Genomic DNA, 24714 nt, shown 5'->3' with positions numbered 1-24714 from the left:
CCGGACGCAGCCTCGCAGGCTCGGCAGCTGCTACAAAGAACGCATTCACTGGTGTGCGACGCAAAGTCCCTAAAGCCTGAACGCTACACGTCGATAAACCGATATCGATAGTTGTTGGCAATCCCGCGATTGCCCATCACCTTTTTCCACAGAAGGTTTTTATGTCCTCCACCAAAGCCCGCGCAGATTCACTTTCGCTTCTGCTGTTTACCTTGCGCAGCGGCAAGCTGATGGCGATCAATCTGCTGAAAGTCAGCGAAATCATCCCCTGCCCGCCGCTGACCAGGCTGCCGGAGTCGCATCCCCACGTCAAAGGCATCGCCACCCTGCGCGGCGCGTCGTTGTCAGTGATCGACCTGAGCCGTGCTATCGGCGAGCGCCCGCTGGAAGACCCGAACGGTGGCTGCCTGATCGTCACCGACGTCAGCCGCTCCAAGCAGGGTTTGCATGTTCAGGCTGTGAGCAAGATCGTTCATTGCCTGACCTCGGACATCCGCCCGCCACCCTTTGGTTCCGGTGGCGGGCGGGCGTACATCACCGGCGTGACTTCAGTCGACGGCACATTGGTACAAGTGCTGGACATCGAAAAAGTCATCCACGGCATTGCGCCGGCACAAATCGAAAGCGCCCCGACCGAGCTGAGCATGGAAGACGCCGAAATCCTGGGCAGCGCGCGCATTCTGGTGGTGGATGACAGCCAGGTCGCCCTGCAACAATCCGTGCACACCCTGCGCAACCTCGGCCTGCAATGCCACACCGCGCGCAGCGCCAGGGAAGCCATCGACTGCCTGCTCGACCTGCAAGGCACGGCCCAGCAGATCAACCTGATCGTCTCGGACATCGAAATGTCGGAAATGGACGGCTATGCCTTCACTCGCACCCTGCGCGAAACGCCGGACTTCTCGCACCTGTATGTGTTGTTGCACACGTCTCTGGACAGCGCGATGAACAGCGAAAAGGCGCGTCTGTCCGGAGCTAACGCGGTGCTGACCAAGTTCTCTTCGCCAGAGTTGACCAAGTGCTTGATCGATGCGGCCAAGGCCGTCGCTGAACAGGGTCATTGAGGTGGCCGAGGACTTTTGTTTTTTGATGCGGCGCGACCTCGCGGAGGCTGTGCCAGTGATCGCCTGGCCTCAAGGGATTGTCCTCAGCCATTACCGCCCTGAATCGGCAGCGGCCGTACATAGCTTGATGGATCAAGGTTTTCAGGACGGCGGCGCCCGCGTGCCAGCGCTGGAGGTGTGGCAACAACGGTTTGAAACCGACCCCGAATACGATCCCACCCTCTGTTTCATTGCGATGGATGCCGACGGCGTCGTTGGTGTATGCCAATGCTGGACCAGCGCCTACATCAAAAACCTGGTGGTGCATCCGCGAGCGCAACGTCTCGGGCTTGGCCGCGCATTGCTGCTACAGGCGTTCAGCGTATTTCAGCAACGCCGGGAAGGCTTTGTCGATTTGAAGGTATTGGAGGACAACCTTCGGGCGCAGCGGCTGTATGAATGTGCCGGGATGTATGTGGTCCGTCGGGAACCGGTTCCAGTCTGAGCACAATTTTTGTGCACAGACTGGAACAAATGTGGGAGCGAGCCTGCTCGCGATAGGGCGCGCACTACCAACATCAAACCCTCAGGCATACTCGGCCAATACAGCCCACCGGATGCCTGAACGATGAAAGCCACAACCCTGACCTTCYTCTGCCTCACCGCCCTCGCCTCCCAGGCCCAAGCCTCCAGCCCCGATGCCTGGGCCGCCTATGACAAAGCAGTCCTCGCCAGCTGCACCAAGGCCAGCGCCCTGAAAAATGCCAAACCAGTCGGCAACCCTGCGCAATTCGATGACCGGGTCGGTTTCACCGCCCTCCTGTTACAAGGCCAATACCCGCAAAAACACATGAAAGGCCAGCAAGGTACCGAGTTGTGCCTCTACAACAAGCAGACAAAAACTGCCTACGTCACTGAATGGGACTCCATCCGCTCAACCGCCAAGGCCCAGTAGGCGGCGGGTGCGCACATGGCGACGGATGCGCCGATGAACTATGGGTTTATTTCATTGCGGGCGGCTTGGTTCGGAAGGTGTGTTGCCCGCTATGCCCCCTTCGCGAACAGGCTCCCACAGTTGAACCTCACAGGTCACAGATGTTGTGTACGACGAAGATCCACTGTGGGAGCGAGCCTGCTCGCGAAAGCGGCAGCTCAGACACCGCTCAAGTCAAAACTCAGCGTTTACCCATCGAACGACGCGTACCTGGTGGCGCTGCACCCGGAGTCTTGGTATGGCCGTTCTTCGCACCATTTTTGTACCAAGGCTGGCTGGCGTTCTTTGCAGCAGCCAAATCACCCGGTTTAAACGGGAATTTGAATGCAGGGATCACGGCGTTGGTTTCGCTGTCTGCGCTGGAGTCGACGCTGTCTGGCAGGTCTGCCTGGTCGTCGCTCAAAGCGTCGGCAACCGGCGGTTGTGTCGGGGAAGTCATGAAAGCTCCGGGTGATGCACATAGAGTCGGGCCCGGTCAGCGAGCCGCGAAAGGCGGCAGTATACCTGTGTCGAGCGCCGCAAGCTTCACGCTGCAAGAGAGCCCGTCGGGTTTTGTGTTGACTGACACGCCGCCATCGCGATCAACCTGAAGAAACACGGGGGCATCGTCCGCCGCCGATCTAAACGCCCAAACTGACAACCCCGTCAGTTAGCAGTCACCCTACTGACGGGCTGACAGGGTTATAAAGAAGGTATAAACCTGCAAATACCCTAACCCATTAGCCCGGCGCCCCACTCGCATGCGAATCCAGAAAAAACCCGCCTTGATCGCAGGTCTGCTTATAGCCTTGGCAGCGTTGGGGTCCTGGTACGTCGCCAAGCCCGTCACGGGCAAACTCGCTGCCCCTACCGCGATTCCGGTGCGAGTGGTCAATGTCGTTGAAAAAGACGTGCCGCGTTATGTCAGCGGCATTGGTTCGGTGCTGTCCTTGCACAGCGTGGTGGTGCGCCCGCAGATTGATGGCATTCTCACCAAAATCCTGGTCAAGGAGGGTCAATTGGTGAGCAAAGGTGACCTGCTGGCCACCATTGACGACCGTTCGATCCGCGCCAGTCTTGATCAGGCCCGCGCGCAACTCGGCGAAAGCCAGGCGCAGTTGCAAGTGGCGCTGGTCAATCTCAAGCGTTACAAGTTACTGAGTGTCGACGACGGGGTTTCCAAACAGACCTACGACCAGCAACAAGCGCTGGTCAATCAACTGAAGGCCACCGCCCAAGGCAATCAGGCTTCGATCGATGCCGCGCAAGTGCAACTCTCTTACACGCAGATTCGCTCCCCGGTCAGTGGTCGCGTCGGTATTCGTACAGTGGATGAAGGCAACTTCCTGCGCATGACCGATGCTCAAGGCCTATTCACTGTGACGCAGATCGACCCGATTGCCGTCGAGTTCTCCCTGCCGCAGCACATGCTGCCGACCCTGCAAGGGCTGATCGGTGACCCACAGCGCGCACGGGTAAAAGCCTACATTGGCGCCGACACCGACGGTGAAACCGGCAACTTGCTGGGCGAAGGTCACTTGACCCTGATCGATAACCAGATCAACGCCAACACCGGGACCATCCGCGCCAAGGCCGAATTCAACAACGCCGGGCAGAAGCTCTGGCCTGGCCTGCTGGTAACGGTAAAAATTCAGACAGCCCTGGAGAAAGATGCACTGGTAGTGCCACCTACCGTTGTACAACGGGGCCTCGATCAACATTTCGTGTACCGGGTCAACGGTGACAAGGTTGAAGCCGTCACCGTTCAGGTGGTTGCGCAAGGCAGCGGCCAGGACATCATCAAAGGTGTGAAACCGGGCGATGTGTTGGTCACTGATGGTCAGTCTCGGCTCAAGCCGGGGTCGACCGTACAGGTGCTGACCGAACCGCCGCAGGTTGTGCAATCGGAGACGAAGCCATGAAAGGCCACGGTTCGATCTCTGCCTGGTGCATCGATCACCCGGTCGCCACCCTCCTGCTGACCTTTGCCCTGGTGCTGCTCGGAGCCATTGCCTATCCGCGCCTGTCGATTGCGCCGCTRCCGGAAGCCGAATTCCCGACCATCCAGGTGGCCGCGCAATTGCCCGGCGCCAGCCCGGAAACCATGGCGTCATCAGTGGCCACGCCGCTTGAAGTGCAATTCAGTTCCATTCCCGGCGTGACCCAAATGACATCGAGCAGCGCCTTGGGCTCGACCATCCTGATCCTGCAATTCACCCTCGACAAAAGCATCGATACCGCCGCGCAGGAAGTACAGGCCGCGATCAACACCGCTGCCGGCAAACTGCCCAAGGACATGCCCAACCTGCCGACCTGGCGCAAGGTCAACCCGGCTGACAGCCCGGTGCTGATCCTCAGTGTCAATTCCACGCAAATGCCCGGCACTGAGCTCAGCGACCTGGTGGAAACCCTGCTGTCGCGTCAGATCAGCCAGATCGAAGGTGTAGGCCAGACCAACATCACCGGTCAGCAACGTCCGGCGATTCGCGTTCAAGCCTCGGCGGACAAACTGGCGGCCATCGGCCTGACCCTCGCCGACATTCGCCTGGCCCTCCAGAACACCAGCCTCAACCTGGCCAAAGGTGCGTTGTACGGCGAGTCGAGTATTTCGACACTGTCGACCAACGACCAGCTGTTTCACCCCGAGGAATACAGCCAACTCATCGTTTCCTACAAGGACGGCGCCCCGGTTCATCTGAGGGATGTCGCCAAAGTCGTCAATGGTTCGGAAGATGCCTACATTCAGGCGTGGGCCGACGGTAAGCCCGGGGTGAACCTGGTGATTTTCCGGCAGCCGGGGGCGAACATCGTCGAGACCGTGGACCGCATTCAAGCCGCACTGCCCACACTTGAAGCCATGCTCCCCGCCTCGGTGCAGGTCAACGTCCTGGTTGACCGCACCCAGACCATCCGCGCGTCCTTGCATGAAGTGGAGATCACCCTGCTGATCGCAATCATGCTGGTGGTGGCGGTGATGGCGCTGTTCCTGCGCCAATGGTCGGCGACCCTGATTGTGTCCGCGGTGCTGGGCGTTTCCCTGATCGCGAGTTTCGCCCTGATGTACATCATGGGTTTCAGCCTGAACAACCTGACCCTGGTGGCAATCGTGGTGGCCGTGGGGTTTGTGGTCGACGATGCGATTGTGGTGGTGGAGAACATTCACCGGCACCTTGAGGCCGGCGACGGCATGCGCGAGGCGGCGATCAAGGGTGCCGGCGAGATCGGTTTTACCGTGGTCTCGATCAGTTTCTCACTGGTCGCGGCGTTCATTCCGCTGCTGTTCATGGGCGGTGTGGTCGGGCGATTGTTCAAGGAGTTTGCCTTGACCGCCACCTCAACGATCATGATTTCCGTGGTGGTGTCGCTGACGCTGGCGCCAACCCTGGCCGCGTTGTTTATGCGTGCGCCGGTGCATCACGCCCACAGCAAACCCACCTTTGGCGAACGCTTGCTGGCCGGCTACGAAAAATGGCTGCGCCGCGCCCTCGCCCATCAGAAATTGATGCTCGGGGTGTTCTGCCTGTCTCTGGGACTGGCGGTTGCCGGTTACATCTTTATCCCCAAAGGTTTCTTCCCGGTGCAGGACACCGGGTTTGTCCTCGGTACGACCGAAGCCGCCGCCGATATTTCCTACGGCGATATGGTGAAAAAACACTTGGCGATGGCCGAAATCGTCGCGGCGGATCCCGCAGTCGCGGCGTTTTCCCACTCGGTCGGTGTGTCCGGCAGTAACCAGACCATCGCCAACGGCCGCTTCTGGATCTCCCTGAAAAAACGCGGCGAGCGCGACGTCTCCGCCAGTCAGTTCATCGACCGGATTCGACCACAATTGATGAAGGTCCCGGGCATCGTGTTGTACCTGCGCGCCGGCCAGGACATCAACCTCAGCTCCGGCCCGAGTCGCGCCCAGTACCAATACGTGCTCAAGAGCAACGACGGCGCGACCCTCAGCACCTGGACCCAGCGCCTGACGGAAAAACTGCGCGCCAATCCGGCGTTTCGCGACATTTCCAACGACCTGCAACTGGGCGGAAGCATTACCCACATCAGCATCGATCGCAGCGCGGCAGCGCGTTTCGGCCTGACCGCCAGTGATGTCGATGAAGCGCTGTACGACGCATTTGGTCAGCGCCAGGTCAATGAATTCCAGACCCAGATCAACCAGTACAACGTGATTCTGGAACTGGACACCAAACAGCGTGGCAAGGCCGAAAGCCTCAACTATTTCTACTTGCGCTCGCCACTCAGCGGGGAAATGGTACCGCTGTCGGCGCTGGCCAAATTTGATGCGCCCACGGTCGGGCCGCTGTCCATTGCGCATGACGGCATGTTCCCCGCGGCCAACTTGTCGTTCAACCTAGCGCCCGGCGTAGCGTTGGGTGATGCGGTGATCATGCTCAACCAGGCCAAGGTCGATATCGGCATGCCGGCGGCCATGAGCGGCAATTTCCAGGGCGCGGCCCAGGCATTCCAGAGTTCGCTGGCCAGCCAGCCATGGCTGATTCTGGCGGCCCTGCTGGCGGTGTACATCATTCTCGGYGTGCTCTACGAGAGTTTCGTGCACCCGCTGACCATCATCTCGACGCTGCCCTCGGCAGGGCTCGGAGCGGTGATCATGCTGTGGATTTGCGGCCAGGACTTTTCGATCATGGCGCTGATCGGGCTGGTGCTGCTGATCGGTATCGTGAAGAAGAACGGCATCCTGATGATCGACTTCGCGCTCGACGCCCAGCGCAACCGTGGCTTGCCGCCGGAAGAGGCGATCTTCGAGGCCTGCATCACACGTTTCCGCCCGATCATCATGACCACCCTTGCCGCCCTGCTCGGCGCCCTGCCGCTGATGCTCGGATACGGCACCGGCGCTGAACTGCGCCAGCCACTGGGCATCGCGGTGGTCGGTGGCTTGCTGGTGAGCCAGGCGCTGACGCTGTTCACCACGCCGGTCATATACTTGTGGCTTGAGCGGCTTTTCCATCGACCTGAACCAGCCCCGACACCGGCGCTGGCAACCACAGACTGAGGCGGGGTCATGCGCGTTCTGATTATCGAAGACGAAGAAAAAACCGCAGACTATTTGCACCGCGGCCTGACGGAACAGGGCTACACCGTGGACGTGGCGCGGGACGGCGTTGAAGGTCTGCACCTGGCGCTGGAAAGTGACTACGCGGTGATCGTCCTCGACGTCATGCTGCCGGGCCTCGACGGCTTCGGCGTGTTGCGCGCATTGCGTGCGCGCAAGCAAACCCCGGTGATCATGCTCACGGCCCGCGAGCGTGTCGAAGACCGCATCAAAGGCCTGCGCGACGGCGCCGACGATTACCTGGGCAAACCGTTTTCCTTCCTTGAACTGGTGGCGCGGCTACAAGCGCTGACCCGGCGCAGCGGCGGCCACGAACCGGTGCAAGTGAGCATCGCCGACCTGTGGATAGATTTGATCAGCCGCAAGGCAACCCGCGCCGGCACACGCCTGGACCTGACTGCCAAAGAGTTTTCGCTGCTCAGCGTACTGGCCCGTCGGCAAGGGGAAATCCTCTCGAAAACGGCGATTGCCGAGATGGTCTGGGACATCAATTTCGACAGCGACGCCAACGTCGTCGAAGTCGCAATCAAACGTCTACGGGCCAAGCTCGACGGGCCTTTCGACGAGAAACTGCTGCACACGATTCGTGGCATGGGTTATGTGCTGGAGAGCCGTGGTGTCCAGTAATTCGATTGCCCTGCGCCTCAGTGGAATGTTTACGCTGGTGGCGCTGTTGGTGTTTTTGTTGATTGGCTGGGCGTTGTATCAGCAGGTCGACAAGGGCCTGGGTTTACTGCCCGAAGCCGAGCTGGATGCGCGCTACAGCGTGCTCGAATCCACCGTCGGCCGTTACGGCACGCCCGAGCATTGGGTGAAGATCAACAACAAGCTCAAACTGCTCGGCGAAGAAGACAAACGCATCAGTTTCTGGATTACCAGCGGCGATCCGCACTACGAATACGGCGACCTCACAGCGCGAATCCGCACTTTCGCCGAAGGGCCGCTGGGCATGCGCGACTTGCAGTTGCCAGATCATCCCTACCCCCTGAAAGTGCTGGTGAGCCAGTTCCCGGCCAAGGATCAACGCCCGCCGTTGCGCTTCATGATCGGCATCGACACCGAGACGTTTTTCGAGACTCAACACAACTTGTTGATCGCGCTGATCAGCCTGGCGATTGTCGGTGTGTTACTGGCTTCTGCGTTGGGGTATTGGGTGGCGCGGATCGGCCTCAAGCCGTTGATCAAACTGTCTCAGGAAGCCCAGCGCCTGGCGCCGCCACTGCGTTCCGGGCGCTTGCGATTGTCGTCGCTGCCGCCGGAGCTGGACCAGTTCGTCAATTCGTTCAACTCGACGCTGGAGCGGGTTGAACAGGCCTATTCACGGCTGGAGTCGTTCAATGCCGACGTTGCCCATGAATTGCGCTCACCGCTGACCAACCTGATCGGCCAGACCCAGGTCGCGCTAACGCGTGGGCGCTCCGCCGAACACTATTTTGAAGTGCTGCAATCGAACCTCGAAGAACTGGAGCGGCTGCGCTCGATCATCAACGATATGCTGTTTCTTGCGAGTGCGGATCAGGGCAGCAAGGCCACCAAACTCACCTCTACTTCGCTCGCCGATGAAGTGGCGACGACACTGGAGTACCTGGATTTCATTCTTGAGGATGCACAGGTTCAGGTGCAGGTCAGCGGTGATGCGCAGGTGCGGATCGAGATCGCGCATCTGCGTCGGGCGTTGATCAATTTGCTGAGCAACGCGGTGCAGCACACTGAACCTGGACGAGTGATTCAGGTGCGAATCGAGGTCGAAGAGCATCAGGTGAGCATTGGTGTCGCCAACCCTGGATCACCGATTTCCAGCGAACATTTAACGCGTTTGTTTGAGCGTTTTTATCGAGTGGATGCGTCGCGCAGTAACAGCGGCAACAATCATGGGTTGGGGCTGGCGATCGTCAAGGCGATTGCATTGATGCATGGCGGGGATGTGTTTGTGCGCAGTGACCACGGAATGAATACCTTCGGGATTCACCTACCCGTCTGACCCCACGCAATGATCATTCCCACGCTCCGCGTGGGAATGCCGCCCGGGACGCTCCGCGTCCCATCCAGAGCCGAACGCAGAGCGTCCCTTGAGGCATTCCCACACAGAGCGTGGGAACGATCATTGGCAAACTGTTGCTTCTGCCGCAATAGTCCTTTCTTCGATTGGCGCTGTTTCCCATCGGCCAAGATCCTTATCTTTGCCCGCACCAAACAGCACTTGCCAAGCAAGAAGGTTTTAAAGATGTCAAACATCAAGGGTATTGCCAGCGCTTTCGTTTTGTCCTCATTGTTCCTGTCTCCGTTCGCCATGGCGGAAGAGTCGCAGACGTTCGTCACACAACATGCCGCACGCATAACAGCGTACGAGCAGTATCAGAGCGAAATGACGGCCAAGGCCCCGGACGCTGCGCAATCCCCTCAAACATCGACGTCTGCAAGCCAGCCAGTGATTGAGAAAGACAGCTGATTTATCGAACGACTCTGTTTCCCTCGACACTTTTCATCGGCTCTTCCCTTTGAAAAGTTGTCTTCAAAGCCGCTGCTATCAGCGGCTTTTTTTCGTTGTGGTTTGAGAGCAGGCTCGCTCCCACATTGGAATGCGATCAAATGTGGGAGCGAGCCTGCTCGCGATRGGGCCGGAGCGAACAACGCATTAACTTTTCCTTAGACATAAAAAAAGGCCACCCGAAGGCAGCCTTTAAAAACTAGAGAGGTTTTTTGCTTACACGGCCGCGACGGGACGCATGTAAGAGATCGGTGCAGTGCTGGCGTCTTCGAAAGTCACGACTTCCCAAGCATCTGTCTGCTCAATCAACTTGCGCAGCAGCTGGTTGTTCAATGCATGTCCGGACTTGAAGCCCTTGAACTCACCAATCAGGCTATTGCCCAGCAGGTAGAGGTCACCAATTGCATCGAGGATCTTGTGCTTCACGAATTCGTCTTCATAGCGAAGGCCGTCTTCGTTCAGTACACCATCCGCGTCGACCACAATAGCGTTTTCAACGCTGCCGCCGAGTGCGAGGTTGTGCTTGCGCAGGTACTCGATGTCACTCATGAAACCAAAGGTACGGGCGCGGCTGACTTCTTTTACGAACGAAGTGCTGGAAAAATCCACGCTTGCACTTTGTGTGCGGTTACGGAAAACCGGGTGATCGAAATCGATCTCGAAACTCACCTTGAAGCCTTCAAAAGGGACGAAAGTGGCGCGCTTGTCGCCGTCTTCCACTGTCACTTCCCGCAGGATCCGGATGAACTTCTTCGGTGCGTCCTGTTCTTCCAGGCCGGCCGATTGAATCAGGAATACGAAAGGTCCAGCGCTACCATCCATGATCGGCACTTCGGACGCGGAGAGCTCGACGTAGGCGTTATCGATGCCCAGGCCTGCCATGGCCGAGAGCAAGTGCTCCACCGTGTCCACTTTGACGTCACCGTTGACCAGTGTGGTCGACATAGTGGTTTCGCCAACGTTTTCTGCGCGAGCAGGTATCTGCACCACAGGATCGAGGTCAGCACGACAAAACACGATGCCGGTGTCGATAGGCGCGGGCTTGAGGGTCAGGTATACCTTCTCCCCGGAGTGCAGGCCTACACCTGTGGCACGGATAATATTTTTCAGTGTGCGTTGTTTAATCATGGCTTGGGCCGCTTCAGCGCAAATTGCGAACTGGTATCAACAAAGGCTGGCGATGATAGCAGACCAGACCTTTGCTGAACACCAATCAACTTCATAGCCCTGATACATTCCATCAATCAGCCTGACGACGCAGGAATGCCGGGATGTCCAGGTAGTCCAGATCATCTTGCGGATTCATCTTCGCGGCAGTCGCAGCACCGGCCTGAGCCTGGTTGCGCATGACGGTCGGACGGTCCAGATCACGGTAGTTCACCGCCGGTTGTTCCTGACGAGCGGGTGCCGATTGTTGCGGCTGGGAAGCCATCGAGGTGTGAACGGTGTTGTCGATGACCTTCACAGGCTTCTCGATTTTAGCGCCCAGACCAGTAGCAACCACAGTCACGTGCAGCTCATCGCGCATGTCCGGATCGATAACGGTACCGACCTTGACCATCGCGTGCTCGGAAGCGAAGGCTTCAATGATGCTACCCACGTCGGAGTACTCACCCAGCGACAGGTCAGGACCGGCGGTGATGTTCACCAGGATGCCGCGTGCACCTTGCAGGTTCACGTCTTCGAGCAACGGGTTGCGAATGGCCGCTTCGGTGGCCTCGCGTGCACGGTTCGGACCGCTGGCGCAGCCAGTGCCCATCATCGCCATGCCCATTTCGCTCATCACGGTACGGACGTCGGCGAAGTCGACGTTGATCATGCCCGGACGCTTGATGATGTCGGAGATACCGCGAACGGCACCGGCCAGCACATCGTCAGCCTTGGCGAATGCGGACAGCAGGCTTGCGTCCTTGCCAAGGATGGTCAGCAGCTTCTCGTTGGGAATGGTGATCAACGAGTCGACGCTTTCAGACAGCAGACGGATGCCTTCGTCGGCGATCTGCATACGCTTGCGACCTTCGAACGGGAACGGACGAGTCACCACCGCAACGGTGAGGATCCCCATTTCCTTGGCCACTTCGGCAATGATTGGTGCTGCACCGGTACCGGTACCGCCGCCCATGCCAGTGGTGATGAACACCATATTGGTGCCCTGCAGGACTTCGGCAATGCGCTCTCGGTCTTCGAGAGCGGCCTGACGACCTACTTCAGGGTTGGCGCCGGCGCCCAGACCTTTGGTCACACCGGTACCCAGTTGCAGGATGGTCCGCGCGCCAATCGATTTCAGCGCTTGGGCATCAGTGTTGGCGCAGATGAATTCAACGCCTTCAATGTTGCTCTTGACCATGTGATTCACAGCGTTTCCGCCGCCACCGCCAACACCGATAACTTTAATGACCGGGCTTGCGGGGATGTTGTCTACGAGTTCGAACATTTTCCCTCTCCTTTACGTTCTCTAGTTTTTTCGCCTACTGCTTTTGCTGCTTGTCGCTTTTACTGCTTGCTCTTGCGGCTTGAAGCTTGTCGCTTGAAGCTGCTTTTAAAAGTTGCCTTGTACCCAGCTCTTGAGGCGATCGAGCAAGGCGGCTTTCGGTTCTTCATTGCTGTAGCTGTCACGGCTGCTGATGCCCGAGAACGAAATCCCGTCGGACTGCTTTTGCAGGCCATACATCAACAGGCCAACGCCTGTGGAATAAATCGGGTTGCGCACCACGTCGTCCAGGCCCTTGACGCCATGCGGCACGCCCAGGCGCACCGGCATGTGGAAAATCTCTTCGGCCAGTTCGGTAGCGCCTTCCATCTTCGCCGTACCACCGGTCAGCACGATGCCGGCCGGGATCAGGTCTTCGTAGCCGCTACGACGCAATTCCGCCTGGATCAGCGTGAACAACTCGTCGTAACGCGGCTCGACCACCTCGGCCAAGGCCTGACGGGACAGCTCGCGCGGTGGACGGTCGCCAACGCTTGGGACCTTGATGGTTTCACCGGCACCGGCCAGTTTGGCCAAGGCGCAGGCGTAGCGAATCTTGATTTCTTCGGCGTACTGGGTCGGGGTGCGCAACGCCATGGCGATGTCGTTGGTCACCTGATCGCCCGCAATCGGGATCACGGCGGTGTGACGGATCGCACCTTCGGTGAAGATCGCGATGTCGGTGGTGCCGCCGCCGATATCTACCAGGCACACGCCCAGCTCTTTCTCGTCGTCGGTCAGGACCGAATACGCGGAAGCCAGTTGTTCGAGAATGATGTCGTCGATTTCCAGGCCACAACGACGCACGCATTTTTCAATGTTCTGTGCGGCGTTGACAGCGCAGGTGACCACGTGAACCTTGGCTTCCAGACGCACGCCGGACATGCCCAGTGGCTCGCGGACGCCTTCCTGGTTATCGATCACGTAATCCTGCGGCAAGGTGTGCAGCACGCGCTGGTCTGCCGGGATCGCCACAGCCTGGGCCGCGTCAAGGACACGCTCAAGGTCGGCCGGGCTGACTTCGCGATCACGAATGGCGACGATGCCGTGGGAGTTAAGGCTGCGGATGTGATTGCCGGCCACGCCGACAAACGCCGAGTGAATACGGCAACCAGCCATCAGCTGCGCTTCTTCGATGGCGCGCTGGATCGACTGCACGGTGGATTCGATGTTCACCACCACGCCTTTTTTCAGGCCACGGGACGGATGGGTACCGATCCCGACGATTTCGAGCGTGCCGTCGTCCGCAACCTCGCCGACCAGCGCCACCACCTTGGAGGTGCCGATATCGAGACCGACGATCATTTTGCCGCTTTGCACGTTTGCCATGGGTCCTGCCTCTTCTTAATTCTTCGCGACAGCGGGTTGGGCTGTCGTGGGCGCTACAGGTTCCCGCCAGCCAACAGCGAGGCCGTTGGCGTAGCGCAGGTCGATGCGCGCAATGTTCGTAATCTGTTCTTTAAGCGTCTTGTCATAGATGGCAATGAAACGGCGCATCTTCTCTACCAGCTTGCCGCGCCCCAGCAGCAGTTCGATCCCGGGACCGGCACTGCCGGCACCGGTGGTCAGGAACCAGCTGCCTCGTTCACGCAATTCCAGGCGTGCAATCGAGAAGCCCAGCGGCCTGAGCATCTGGCTCAGTACCTGGTATTGCTGCATCACCTGCTGTTGAGCCCGTAGTGGGCCGAACAGCTGTGGCAAGTGTTCGTAGTTCGCCAGCTCACGCGGGGTAAACGCCTGGCCCTGGTTGTTCAACAGCGATTCATCACCCCAACGGGCCACCGGCAATTGTTCTTCCAGGCGGATCACCACTTGATCCGGCCACACCCGGCGCACTTCGGCGTGGGCAATCCATGGCATCGTTTCAAGCTCGGTACGCATGCTCTCCAGGTCGATGGTGAAGAAGCTCGACGCCACAAACGGGGCGATTCGCTGCTGCACTGCTTGCTGGCTGATGTAACTCAAATCGCCCTGCACGTTGATCTTGGTGATCGGCCGGTCGGCGTACGGAAGCAAACGCTGCGCGCCTTCGTAAGTGCCAAACCCCAGTGCAACCAACAGCACCGGCCAGAACAAGGCTTTGAGAAAACCAAAATTGGCTTTCGGCAGGCGCACAGACATCGGCTCTTTTGCCACCATTCGGCTGGCACCCCGTGGCACCGGCTTGCGGCCGGGTACTGGGGGAGGCTGATGTCTTAACTGCGCGCCTTGCATGGTCTTAACCTCTCGCCGACTCTTGGTTACCGGCAGTGTTGCCGACAACACTGGCGGCCAGAATGGCCAGAACCAGTTGCTGGAAATCCAGACCGGCAGCACGGGCCGCCATCGGCACCAGGCTGTGATCGGTCATACCCGGTGCGGTGTTCACTTCCAGGAACCAGAACTGCCCGTCGGCATCCTGCATCACGTCTGCCCTGCCCCAACCGGCGATACCCAGCGCCTCGCAGGCTTTCGCCGTGAGGTCCATGAGTTCCTTTTCCTTGGTGCTGTCGAGCCCGCACGGAATGCGGTACTGGGTATCGTTGGCGATGTACTTGGCGTCGTAGTCGTAGAAGCTGTGCGTCGTGCCCAGGGCAATCGGAGGCAACACCTGTTCACGCAGGGTGGCAATGGTGAACTCCGGACCATGAATCCATTGCTCGACCAACACTTGCGAATCGTAGGTACTGGCCGCTTTCCAGGCGTCGATCAAATCGGACGCGGAATTCACTTTGGCCATACCGATACTTGAACCTTCATGCGCCGGTTTGACGATCAAAGGGAAGCCCAGTTCCGTCGCTGCCGAAATACAATCAGCCTCGCTGCTCAATACGGCATGACGCGGCGTCGGAATACCCAGGCTGTGCCACACCTGCTTGGTGCGCAATTTGTCCATGGCCAGCGCCGAAGCCAGAATGCCGCTGCCGGTGTATGGAATGCCCAGGCATTCGAGCAGGCCCTGCATGCTGCCGTCTTCACCGCCACGACCGTGGAGGATGATGAAGGCGCGGTCGATTTTTTCGCTGAGCAAACGCTGCAACAGGTCATCGCCGACGTCGAGACCGAACGCATCCACACCGGCACTTTGCAGTGCAGCGAGGACCGCGTTACCCGACTTCAGGGAAACTTCCCGCTCGGCACTCTTACCGCCAAACAGCACGGCAACGCGGCCGAAGTCTTTCGGCGCGATGTTGGAGAAGAGGTTGGCGTAAGCAGCAGTCATTTCAATTTCCCCACAGCTGGTGCAGCCACGGCGCCAGCGAACAACGGACTGTTCAATAGTTTGGGTGCAAGGCCACCGATATCACCGGCGCCCTGGCACAGCAGGATGTCGCCGGCACGCAGCAGTGGCTTGACCAGCGGCGCGAGATCGACGCCGCGCTCGATGTAGATCGGGTCCAGCTGACCGCGCTGACGAATGCTGTTACACAGCTTGCGGCTGTCGGCGCCCGGAATCGGCTCTTCGCCGGCCGGGTAGACTTCCATCAACAGCAGGACGTTGGCGTCAGCCAGTACATTGACGAAATCGTCGTACAGGTCGCGGGTGCGGCTGTAACGGTGCGGCTGGTAAACCATCACCAGACGGCGCTCCGGCCAGCCACCGCGCACTGCCTTGATCACGGCGGCGACTTCGGTCGGGTGGTGACCGTAGTCGTCGACCAGCATCACGCTGCCGTCTTCGACTGGCAGTTCGCCGTAGACCTGGAAGCGACGGCCGACACCCTGGAACCCGGACAGGCCCTGGACGATGGCTTCATCGCTGACACCCTCATCAGTGGCAATGCAGATGGTGGCCAGCGCGTTCAATACGTTGTGGTTGCCCGGCATGTTCACCGAGACATCCAGCGGCTCGCGCTCAGGTCGCAGCACCGTGAAGAAGGTCTGCATGCCTTGCTGACGCACATTGATGGCGCGAACGTCGCAGTCATCGCCGAAGCCATAAGTGACCGTCGGGCGTTTGACCAGCGGAAGGATTTCACGCACTACCGGATCGTCCAGGCACACCACGGCCAAACCGTAGAACGGCAGGTTGTGAAGGAACTCGACGAAGGTTTTCTTCAGTTTGTTGAAGTCACCGTCGTAGGTCGCCATGTGATCGGCGTCGATGTTGGTGACCACGGCCACCAGCGGCTGCAAGTGCAGGAAACTGGCATCGCTTTCGTCGGCTTCGGCAATCAGGTAGCGGCTGGTGCCGAGCTGGGCATTGGTGCCCGCGGCATTCAGACGGCCACCGATGACGAACGTCGGGTCCAGGCCACCGGCCGCGAACACCGAAGCGATCAGGCTGGTGGTGGTGGTTTTACCGTGCGTACCGGCGACGGCGATACCGTGACGGTAGCGCATCAGTTCGGCCAGCATCTCGGCGCGAGGCACCACCGGAATACGGCGTTCCAGCGCAGTCGCAACTTCCGGGTTGGAGGTGTTGACGGCGCTCGACACCACCAGCACATCGGCCGACGCGGTGTTCTCGGCGCGGTGGCCGATAAAGATCTGCGCGCCGAAAGATTCCAGGCGCTCGGTCACGGGCGATGCTTTGAGGTCGGAACCGGACACTTCATAGCCCAGGTTCAACAACACTTCGGCAATCCCGCACATACCCACGCCGCCGATGCCGACGAAGTGGATTTTACGGATGCGGCGCATTTCCGGTTGTGGCATGGCTTTCTGATTCTCAACCATGGGCCACCTCCAGACAGGTATCGACCACGTTACGGGTGGCATCGGGTTTGGCCAGGCGGCGTGCCGCAGCGGCCATATCGTTGAGTCGTTGTGGTTGCATCAGGACCTCTGTCAGGCGAGCGGCAAGATCCGCTGCGCCAGTCGTTCTTTGCGGCATCAGGAAGGCAGCGCCTTCACGGGCCAAATAATCGGCGTTGCGGGTCTGGTGATCGTCGATTGCGTGGGGCAAAGGCACCAGCATCGAGGGCAGACCGGCGGCGGCCAGTTCACTGATGGTCAGCGCGCCTGCGCGGCACACCACCAGGTCGGCCCAGCCATAGGCTTGGGCCATGTCTTTGATGAAAGGCTGCACTTGCGCCTCGACGCCAGCCGCGCGATAGCGCTCTGCAGTCACTTCATCGTGGTTTTTTCCGGCCTGATGAAACACGTCCGGGCGCAGGTCGGGGGCGACTTGCGACAGGGCTTCAGGCAGCAATTTGTTCAACGGTTCTGCGCCCAGGCTTCCACCCAGGATCAGCAAACGCGCCTTGCGACCGACCAGGGCAGGTCGCGCTGTTTCGAGGAACAGCTCGGTGCGCACCGGGTTACCGGTGGTCCGACGGCTGTCCGACAGGGTAAAGGTGTCGGGGAACGCTTCACAGACCCGGGCGGCCAACGGCACCAGCAACCGATTGGCGGTACCGGCTACGGCGTTTTGTTCGTGAACGATCACCGGCACGCCGGACAGTTTGGCAGCAACACCGCCAGGACCGGTCACATAACCACCAAAGCCCACCACACACACTGGCCGCAGCTGACGAATGATCGCCCGCGCCTGCCAGACGGACTTGAGCAACATGAACGGCGCCTTGAGCAGCGACAGCTTGCCCTTGCCACGCAGACCGCTGGCGTTGATCCGATGCAACTCGATACCGGCCATCGGCACCAGGTCGTTCTCGATGCCACGCGGTGTCCCGAGCCAATGCACGGTGTAACCGCGGGCCTGGAATTCGCGAGCACAGGCCAGCGCTGGGAACACGTGCCCCCCGGTGCCGCCAGCCATGATCAATACGTTAGCGCCCATGGGTCGGCTCCTCGGCGAAGTCGCTCTCATGGAACTCCATCTCTTCACTGCCCAGGTGGGTTCGACTCTCCCACTCGATGCGCAGCAACAAGCCGAGACAGGCACCGCAGATCACCAGCGAACTGCCGCCATAACTGAGGAACGGCAGCGTCAACCCTTTGGTGGGCAGCAGACCGACGTTCACGCCGATGTTGATCAGGAACTGACCAATCCACAGGAACGACAGGCCGTACGCGATGTAGGCAGCGAAGAACTGCTTGGCTTTCTCGGCCCAATATCCGATGTACATTCCACGAATACAGACAAAGGTGAACAGCGCCACGGTGCACAACGAACCAATGGCACCCAGTTCTTCGGCCAGCACCGAGAACACGAAGTCGGTGTGAGCCTCCGGCAGGTAGAACTGTTTCTGCACGCTGTTGCCCAGGCCAACGCCCAGCCATTCACCGCGACCAAACGCGATCAAGGCTTGCGACAACTGATAGCCGGCACCGAACTGGTCGGCCCACGGATCGGCAAAGTTGGTCAGGCGCGCCATTCGATACGGCTGCATTTGAATCAACAACACCACCGCCCCGACGGCCAGAGCCACCATCAAGGAAAACCGGAATAGCCCGACCCCGCCAAGGAACAGCATCGCCGCAGCCGCCCCCATCATCACGACGGTGGCACCGAAGTCCGGCTCCATCAGCAGCAGCCCTGCCATCGGCAACAGCACGATGAACGGCTTGAAGAAGCCCATCCAGCTTTCACGCACTTCTTTCTGGCGACGCACCAGATAACCCGCGAGATAGATCACCACGAACACCTTGGCGATCTCGGAAGGCTGGACGTTGAAGAAACTGAAGCCGATCCAGCGCATCGAACCGTTCACTTCACGACCGATCCCTGGAACGATCACCATCACCAGCAAACCGAACGCACCCAGCAGCATCAGCCAGCCCAGGCGTTGCCAGGTGGCAATCGGAATCATCAGGGTAACGATGCAGGCCCCCAGGCCCAGCACTACGTAAATAAGGTGGCGAATCATGTAGTACAGCGCACTGCCCGACTGTACCGCCCCCACTTCGGTCGATGCCGATGCAATCATGACCAGCCCCAGGCCGATCAATGCCAGGCAACCGGCGAGCATCGGGAAATCGAGGTCGATACCGCGCCCGGTGATGATCGGCGATGGATAAGGCTTGATGATGTTTTTCAGACTCATGCCAGTTCCTCCACGGCTTGGACGAACTGATGACCACGGTCTTCGTAGTTCTTGAACATGTCGAAGCTGGCGCAGGCGGGTGACAGCAGCACCACATCACCGGGTTCGGCAGCGGCGCGACATTGCGCTACGGCTTCAACCAGCGAGTCGACGCGGATCAGCGGCACGGCATCACCGATGGCTTGGCCGATCTTGTCGGAATCACGGCCCATCAGGATCACGGCGCGGCAATTGGCAGCCACTGGATCACGCAGATCATTGAACTCTGCACCTTTGCCGTCGCCGCCGGCGATCAGCACGATCTTGCCGTCGATGTCCGCGCCCAGGCCTTCGATGGCTGCGAGTGCGGCGCCAACATTGGTGGCTTTGGAATCGTTGTAATAGCCGACGCCATCCAGATCACGGACCCACTGGCAACGATGTTCAAGCCCGGCGAAAGTGCGCAGGGCCGTGAGCATGGCGTCGAATGGCAGACCGACAGCGTGTCCCAGTGCCAAGGCCGCGAGGGCGTTGGACTGGTTGTGAGCACCACGGATTTTCAACTCGCGCACAGGCATCAGGTTCTGGAATTCGAAGGCCAGGTATTTCTCGCCCTCTTCTTCGCGGATACCGAAGGCCTTGAAATCCGGTTTGCCCAGACCAAAGGTCCAGCACGGCTGGCCCTCGCCCATCAACGGACGGCTCAGGGCGTCCTGACGGTTGACCACAAACTGTCTGGCGCCACGGAAAATCCGGTGCTTGGCCAGGTGATAGGCCGGCAGACCGCTGTAACGGTCCATGTGGTCTTCGCTGACGTTGAGCACTGTCGCCACTTCGGCGTTAAGTTGATCGGTGGTTTCCAGCTGGAAACTCGACAGCTCCATCACGTACAGCTCGATGTCATCGCCGAGCAGGTCCAGTGCCGGCGTACCGAGGTTGCCGCCGACAGCCACGCGCTTGCCCGCCGCAGCCGCCATCTCGCCGACCAGGGTGGTGACGGTGCTTTTCGCGTTGGAACCGCTGATGGCGACAATCGGTGCCTTCGCGTTACGCGCGAACAGCTCGATGTCACCGGATAATTTAACGCCACGGGCAGCGGCGGCCTGCAAGGCCGGAGTCGCCAGCGCCAGGCCAGGGCTCACGTAGAGCTCGTCGGCACGGCACAGGAATTCGACGTCCAACTCGCCACAACGCACTTCCACGTGCGGATAGTCACGCTTGAGCGTGGCCAGTTCCGGTGGATTTTCCCGCGTATCGGCGACAGCAAACGACGTGCCCCGGTTCGCCAGGAAGCGAACCAGGGACATGCCGCTCTTGCCGAGGCCGACAACGATGCGGAAGTGGTCAGAAGCGATCAGAGACACGAGTTTCTACCTCAGCTTCAGGGTGGCAAGGCCGACCAGGACGAGAATCACGGTGATGATCCAGAAACGGACGATCACGCGTGGCTCAGGCCAGCCCTTGAGTTCAAAGTGGTGGTGAATCGGTGCCATGCGGAACACTCGGCGACCGGTCAACTTGAAAGAAGCAACTTGAATGACGACCGACAGGGTCTCCATCACGAACACACCGCCCATGATGAACAGGACGATTTCCTGACGGACGATCACCGCGATGGTGCCCAGCGCTGCGCCCAGCGCCAGCGCGCCGACGTCGCCCATGAAAACCTGGGCCGGATAGGTGTTGAACCACAGGAACCCGAGCCCCGCACCGATCAACGCGCCGCAGAACACGATCAGTTCACCCGCGCCCGGCACATAAGGGATCAGCAGGTATTCAGCGAATTTCACGTTACCCGACAGGTAGCAGAAGATCCCCAGACCGCCGCCGACCATCACRGTCGGCATGATGGCCAGACCATCGAGGCCGTCAGTCAGGTTGACCGCGTTGCTCGAACCGACGATCACGAAGTAGGTCAGCACGATGAAGCCTGCGCCGAGCGGAATGCTGTAATCCTTGAGCATCGGAAGAATCAGGGTGGTTTCCACCGGGGTAGCGGCGGTCATATAAAGGAAGATAGCTGCGCCCAGACCAAATACGGATTGCCAGAAATACTTCCAGCGGCTCGGCAAGCCACGGGAGTTCTTCTCGATCACTTTGCGGTAATCGTCGACCCAGCCGATGGCGCCGAACAGCCCCGTCACCAGCAGCACAGTCCAGACGTAACGGTTGCTCAGGTCAGCCCAAAGCAAGGTGCTGACGCCGATGGACGACAGAATCAGCGCGCCGCCCATGGTTGGCGTGCCGGATTTGGAGAGGTGCGATTGTGGACCGTCGTTGCGAACGGATTGACCGATCTGACGGTTCTGCAAGGTACGGATCATCCACGGGCCATAGCACAGCGACAAAACCAACGCGGTCAGCACACCGAGAATCCCGCGCAGGGTCAGGTACTGAAAGACCGCGAAGCCTTTGTAGAACTGTTGCAGATACTCCGCTAGCAGCAGCAGCATTAATGTTTCTCCAGACTGGACCCGCACAAAGCGGCGACGATGTTTTCCATCGCAGCGCTGCGCGAGCCCTTGATCAAAATAGTGGTGTTGGTGTCTTGCTCGGCGCCCAGGGCCTTGATCAGTTCAGCCTGAGCGCTGAAGTGAAAGGCCTGTGGACCGAAAGCGTTTACGGCGTGAACCATGTTGGGTCCGACGGCATACAGCGCGGACACCTTGCCGCGGGCGTATTCACCCACATCGCGGTGCCCCTGCTCCGCCCAATCGCCCAATTCGCCGATATCCCCGAGCACCAGGACGGTGCGACCGGAAAAGCCGGCGAGTATATCAACGGCGGCGCACATAGAGGTCGGATTTGCGTTGTACGTGTCATCGATCACACGCATGCCGTTGGTGGCCAGTTGCGCGACGGTACGGCCCTTGACCGGTTGCACGGCGGCCAGGCCCGTGGCGATGCCGAACAGCGACACGCCGAGAGCATGAGCGGCAGCGGCAGCAGCCATGGCGTTGGCGACGTTATGCGTGCCGAGGAGGTTCAGCTGAACGCGCTCCACACCGTCAGGCGTGTGCAGGTTAAACGCCGGGCAACCGCGAGCGTCGCGGTCCAGATCGCTGGCGTAGAAGTCGGCACTGAGGTTGCTCAGGGAGAACGTCAGCACTTTGCGACCGGCTGCGCGGGTTTTCCAGATTTCAAATGCCTTGTCGTCGAGATTAAGAACGGCGATGCCATCGGCCTCGAGCCCTTCAATAATTTCGCCTTTGGCTTCAACGATTTTTTCCGGGCCGCCAAATTCGCCAACGTGAGCAGTACCGGCGTTGTTGAGGATGGCCACGTGAGGTTTGGTCATGCCCACGGTGTAGGCAATTTCGCCAAGGCGCGAGGCGCCAAGTTCGATCACGGCAGCGGTGTGTTCCGGCGCGAGTTCGAGCAAGGTCAGCGGCACGCCGAGATCGTTGTTCAGGTTGCCACGGGTGGCCAACACCGGACCGCGCGTGCGCAGGATGCTCGCGAGCATTTCCTTGACCGTGGTCTTGCCGCTGGAACCGGTGATAGCCGCGACAGGATTGGTGAACGCCGAACGGTTCAGCGCGCCCAGTTGGCCGAGCGCCTGGCGGGTGTCTTTGACCAGTAGCTGTGGCAGCGCGCTGTCGGCGACTTCACGCTCGACCAGTGCGGCCACGGCGCCTTTGTTGGCCACGTCGTTCAGGTAGTCATGACCGTCGAAACGCGGACCGGTCAGGGCGATAAACAGTTGGCCGGGCTTGATCGCACGGCTGTCGATGCTGACGCCATCAAACGTGGCATCGGCGGCGATCAGGCGAGCATTCAGCGCACCGGTCAGTTCGCTCAGTTTCAAGGCTTTAAGCATGGGCCACCTCCCACGCGGTCAGGGCATGTCGAGCCTCGACCAGATCGGAGAAGGCGTGGCGCTCGCCGTTGATTTCCTGATAGTCCTCATGACCTTTACCGGCCAGAACAATCACGTCATCCACCGAAGCGGCGGCGATCAATTGGGCAATTGCCTGGCCACGGCCAGCCACGAAAGTCACGTTATCCACAGCCTTGAAGCCAGCGCGGATGTCATCGAAGATCACAGCCGGGTCTTCGGTGCGCGGATTGTCATCGGTCACCAGCACGCCGTCGGCCAGGCGTTCGACTACTTCAGCCATCAGAGGACGCTTGCCGCGATCACGATCACCGCCGCAGCCGAACAGGCACAGCAAGCGACCTCTGGCGTGAGGACGCAGGGCCATCAATACTTTTTCCAGCGCGTCCGGGGTGTGCGCGTAATCGACCACTACCAGCGGTTGAGTACCGCCACCCAGGCGTTGCATGCGACCGGCCGGACCTTCGAGCTTCGGCAGGACCTGGAGGATTTCGTCCAGCGCATAGTCCAGACCGAGTAAGGCGCCAACCGCTGCCAGCACGTTGCTCAGATTGAAGCGACCAAGCAAGGTGCTGCGCAGATGGTGCTCACCCTGAGGGGTGACCAATGTGGCGCGCACGCCTTCGTCGTCGAATTGCGCTTCACGGCAATACAGGTAGGCGCTGGAGTCTTCCAGGCTGTAGGAGATCAAACGCGACTCACGCTTTTCGGTGGCMAGTTGGCGGCCGAATTCGTCATCAAGGTTCACTACCCGGCACTTCAAATCGTTCCAGGCAAACAGCTTGGCCTTGGCTTCGCCGTAGGCCTGCATGGTGCCGTGGTAATCAAGATGATCGCGGGACAGGTTGGTCATCACCGCCACATCAAACGCCAGTGCGGTGACGCGGCCCTGATCCAGACCGTGGGAAGAGACTTCCATGGCAACGGCTTTGGCGCCGGCCTTTTTCAGGTCGGCCAGGGTCGCTTGCACGGCGATCGGGTTCGGCGTGGTGTGCAGGCCGCTTTCCAGCGCACCGTAGAAACCGGAGCCCAGCGTGCCAACGATGCCGCAGTGTTGGCCCAGCAGATCGAGCGCCTGGGCCACCAATTGAGTCACGCTGGTTTTGCCGTTGGTGCCGGTCACGCCGATCAGATTCAAGTGATGGCTCGGTTCACCATAAAAGCGCCCGGCGACGTCCGACAGTTGCGCCGCCAGGCCTTTGACCGGGATCAGCGGAACGTCAGTGATCGGCAACACCGTCGCACCTTCGACTTCATAGGCCACGGCGGCAGCGCCGCGTTGCAGGGCGTCGGCGATGTGCGCGCGACCGTCGAAACGTCCGCCCGGGACGGCGAGAAACAGGTCGCCAGCGCGCACGTTGCGGCTGTCGAGCGCCAATTCGCGGATCAACAGATCGTGACCGGCATGGGCGAAAATCTTGTTCAGACTCAGAGACATCAGCCGCGCCCTCCATTGGCTTTCAGCGGTACGACGGGGGTTGCATTCGCGGTTTCAGTCGGCGGCAGGTTGTCCGGCGTAATGTTCATCAGACGCAGTGTCCCGGACATCACTTTGCTGAACACTGGCGCCGAGACCAGACCACCAAAGTAACCGGCCTTTGTAGGTTCATCGATCACCACGACGATCGCGTAACGCGGATCGCTCATCGGCCCGAAGCCTGCGAACAGCGAACGGTAAGAGTTCTCGGCGTAGCCTTTGGTGCCCACCGACGTCTTGCGCGCAGTACCCGACTTGCCGGCCACGTGATACGCCGGCACTTGCGCACGGAATACACCGCGCGGCGCTTCGATCACTTGGGTCAGCATGGTTTGCATGGTTTTCGAGACGGCTTCCGGCAGCACTTGTGTGGTCTGCGGTGCCTTGTCGGTTTTGATCAGGGTCAAGGGTGCGAGGCGTCCGTCGTTGGCCAGCGC

Annotated in this window: 22 protein-coding genes; 8 read left to right on the top strand and 14 right to left on the bottom strand. The window is 59.9% G+C overall.

What is annotated here, in order from left to right:
• The first annotated feature begins 161 nt into the window (after positions 1 to 161).
• The 3 genes from AC1DRJ_RS09750 to AC1DRJ_RS09740 all read left to right on the top strand — a co-directional run bounded on the left by AC1DRJ_RS09750 (position 162) and on the right by AC1DRJ_RS09740 (position 1998).
• Entirely contained in the window at positions 162 to 1064 is a 903-nt protein-coding gene (locus AC1DRJ_RS09750; RefSeq protein WP_477801950.1) for a chemotaxis protein CheW, read from the top strand.
• A gap of 25 nt (positions 1065 to 1089) precedes the next feature.
• Positions 1090 to 1548 carry a GNAT family N-acetyltransferase gene (locus tag AC1DRJ_RS09745; RefSeq protein WP_477801949.1) on the top strand — a complete coding sequence of 153 codons (459 nt, stop codon included), beginning with the start codon at positions 1090 to 1092 and terminating at the stop codon, positions 1546 to 1548.
• A 123-nt stretch (positions 1549 to 1671) separates the two neighbouring features.
• Complete coding sequence (locus AC1DRJ_RS09740; RefSeq protein WP_477801948.1) at positions 1672 to 1998, top strand: hypothetical protein; 327 nt, start codon at positions 1672 to 1674, stop codon at positions 1996 to 1998.
• 220 nt (positions 1999 to 2218) lie between these two features.
• Here the strand turns inward: AC1DRJ_RS09740 and AC1DRJ_RS09735 are convergent, their stop codons facing one another.
• The gene (locus AC1DRJ_RS09735) at positions 2219 to 2476 is read right to left on the bottom strand and encodes a hypothetical protein (protein WP_477801947.1); all 258 of its coding nucleotides are present in this window, start codon (positions 2474 to 2476) and stop codon (positions 2219 to 2221) included.
• Between the two features lie 301 nt (positions 2477 to 2777).
• Between AC1DRJ_RS09735 and AC1DRJ_RS09730 the strand changes: the two genes are divergently transcribed.
• From AC1DRJ_RS09730 to AC1DRJ_RS09710, 5 genes are all read left to right on the top strand, one after another.
• Positions 2778 to 3938, top strand: coding sequence for an efflux RND transporter periplasmic adaptor subunit (locus tag AC1DRJ_RS09730; protein WP_477801946.1), 1161 nt, complete (start codon positions 2778 to 2780; stop codon positions 3936 to 3938).
• Positions 3935 to 7036, top strand: a complete 3102-nt coding sequence (locus AC1DRJ_RS09725) for a multidrug efflux RND transporter permease subunit (protein ID WP_477801945.1) — start codon at positions 3935 to 3937, stop codon at positions 7034 to 7036. Before AC1DRJ_RS09730 ends, AC1DRJ_RS09725 begins: the two co-directional genes overlap by 4 nt.
• 9 nt (positions 7037 to 7045) lie before the next feature.
• Positions 7046 to 7723: a heavy metal response regulator transcription factor gene (locus AC1DRJ_RS09720; RefSeq protein WP_007943491.1), complete on the top strand. Its 678-nt coding sequence runs from the start codon at positions 7046 to 7048 to the stop codon at positions 7721 to 7723.
• Positions 7713 to 9077 (top strand): heavy metal sensor histidine kinase, encoded by a 1365-nt coding sequence (locus AC1DRJ_RS09715; protein WP_477801944.1) that lies wholly within the window; start codon positions 7713 to 7715, stop codon positions 9075 to 9077. Before AC1DRJ_RS09720 ends, AC1DRJ_RS09715 begins: the two co-directional genes overlap by 11 nt.
• 243 nt (positions 9078 to 9320) lie before the next feature.
• Positions 9321 to 9545, top strand: a complete 225-nt coding sequence (locus tag AC1DRJ_RS09710) for a hypothetical protein (protein WP_477801943.1) — start codon at positions 9321 to 9323, stop codon at positions 9543 to 9545.
• 255 nt (positions 9546 to 9800) lie between these two features.
• Here the strand turns inward: AC1DRJ_RS09710 and lpxC are convergent, their stop codons facing one another.
• The 13 genes from lpxC to AC1DRJ_RS09645 all read right to left on the bottom strand — a co-directional run.
• On the bottom strand, positions 9801 to 10712 hold the full coding sequence (gene lpxC, locus AC1DRJ_RS09705) for a UDP-3-O-acyl-N-acetylglucosamine deacetylase (protein ID WP_007943488.1): 912 nt from the start codon (positions 10710 to 10712) through the stop codon (positions 9801 to 9803).
• A gap of 112 nt (positions 10713 to 10824) precedes the next feature.
• Positions 10825 to 12018 carry a cell division protein FtsZ gene (gene ftsZ / locus AC1DRJ_RS09700; RefSeq protein WP_007943486.1) on the bottom strand — a complete coding sequence of 398 codons (1194 nt, stop codon included), beginning with the start codon at positions 12016 to 12018 and terminating at the stop codon, positions 10825 to 10827.
• Positions 12019 to 12123: 105 nt separating this feature from the next.
• On the bottom strand, positions 12124 to 13383 hold the full coding sequence (gene ftsA / locus AC1DRJ_RS09695; RefSeq protein ID WP_477801942.1) for a cell division protein FtsA: 1260 nt from the start codon (positions 13381 to 13383) through the stop codon (positions 12124 to 12126).
• 15 nt (positions 13384 to 13398) lie between these two features.
• Complete coding sequence (locus tag AC1DRJ_RS09690; RefSeq protein ID WP_477801941.1) at positions 13399 to 14268, bottom strand: cell division protein FtsQ/DivIB; 870 nt, start codon at positions 14266 to 14268, stop codon at positions 13399 to 13401.
• A gap of 4 nt (positions 14269 to 14272) precedes the next feature.
• Positions 14273 to 15256: a D-alanine--D-alanine ligase gene (locus AC1DRJ_RS09685; RefSeq protein ID WP_477801940.1), complete on the bottom strand. Its 984-nt coding sequence runs from the start codon at positions 15254 to 15256 to the stop codon at positions 14273 to 14275.
• Positions 15253 to 16713, bottom strand: coding sequence for a UDP-N-acetylmuramate--L-alanine ligase (murC, locus tag AC1DRJ_RS09680; protein WP_477801939.1), 1461 nt, complete (start codon positions 16711 to 16713; stop codon positions 15253 to 15255). Before murC ends, AC1DRJ_RS09685 begins: the two co-directional genes overlap by 4 nt.
• Complete coding sequence (gene murG, locus AC1DRJ_RS09675) at positions 16706 to 17776, bottom strand: undecaprenyldiphospho-muramoylpentapeptide beta-N-acetylglucosaminyltransferase (RefSeq protein ID WP_477801938.1); 1071 nt, start codon at positions 17774 to 17776, stop codon at positions 16706 to 16708. The genes murC and murG overlap by 8 nt, the downstream gene beginning before the upstream one ends.
• The gene (gene ftsW, locus AC1DRJ_RS09670) at positions 17766 to 18983 is read right to left on the bottom strand and encodes a putative lipid II flippase FtsW (RefSeq protein WP_477801937.1); all 1218 of its coding nucleotides are present in this window, start codon (positions 18981 to 18983) and stop codon (positions 17766 to 17768) included. Before ftsW ends, murG begins: the two co-directional genes overlap by 11 nt.
• The gene (gene murD / locus AC1DRJ_RS09665; protein ID WP_477801936.1) at positions 18980 to 20326 is read right to left on the bottom strand and encodes a UDP-N-acetylmuramoyl-L-alanine--D-glutamate ligase; all 1347 of its coding nucleotides are present in this window, start codon (positions 20324 to 20326) and stop codon (positions 18980 to 18982) included. Before murD ends, ftsW begins: the two co-directional genes overlap by 4 nt.
• 6 nt (positions 20327 to 20332) lie before the next feature.
• Positions 20333 to 21415 carry a phospho-N-acetylmuramoyl-pentapeptide-transferase gene (gene mraY / locus AC1DRJ_RS09660; protein WP_477801935.1) on the bottom strand — a complete coding sequence of 361 codons (1083 nt, stop codon included), beginning with the start codon at positions 21413 to 21415 and terminating at the stop codon, positions 20333 to 20335.
• Positions 21415 to 22782: a UDP-N-acetylmuramoyl-tripeptide--D-alanyl-D-alanine ligase gene (locus AC1DRJ_RS09655; protein WP_477801934.1), complete on the bottom strand. Its 1368-nt coding sequence runs from the start codon at positions 22780 to 22782 to the stop codon at positions 21415 to 21417. The genes mraY and AC1DRJ_RS09655 overlap by 1 nt, the downstream gene beginning before the upstream one ends.
• Positions 22775 to 24238: a UDP-N-acetylmuramoyl-L-alanyl-D-glutamate--2,6-diaminopimelate ligase gene (locus AC1DRJ_RS09650; RefSeq protein ID WP_477801933.1), complete on the bottom strand. Its 1464-nt coding sequence runs from the start codon at positions 24236 to 24238 to the stop codon at positions 22775 to 22777. The genes AC1DRJ_RS09655 and AC1DRJ_RS09650 overlap by 8 nt, the downstream gene beginning before the upstream one ends.
• On the bottom strand, positions 24238 to 24714 hold a 477-nt coding region (locus AC1DRJ_RS09645), incomplete at its 5' end, for a penicillin-binding transpeptidase domain-containing protein (protein WP_477801932.1). The genes AC1DRJ_RS09645 and AC1DRJ_RS09650, both read right to left, overlap by 1 nt.

It is taken from the genome of Pseudomonas sp. P5_B2 (assembly GCF_056400445.1).
This window is presented reverse-complemented; position numbering and strand designations above follow the sequence as displayed.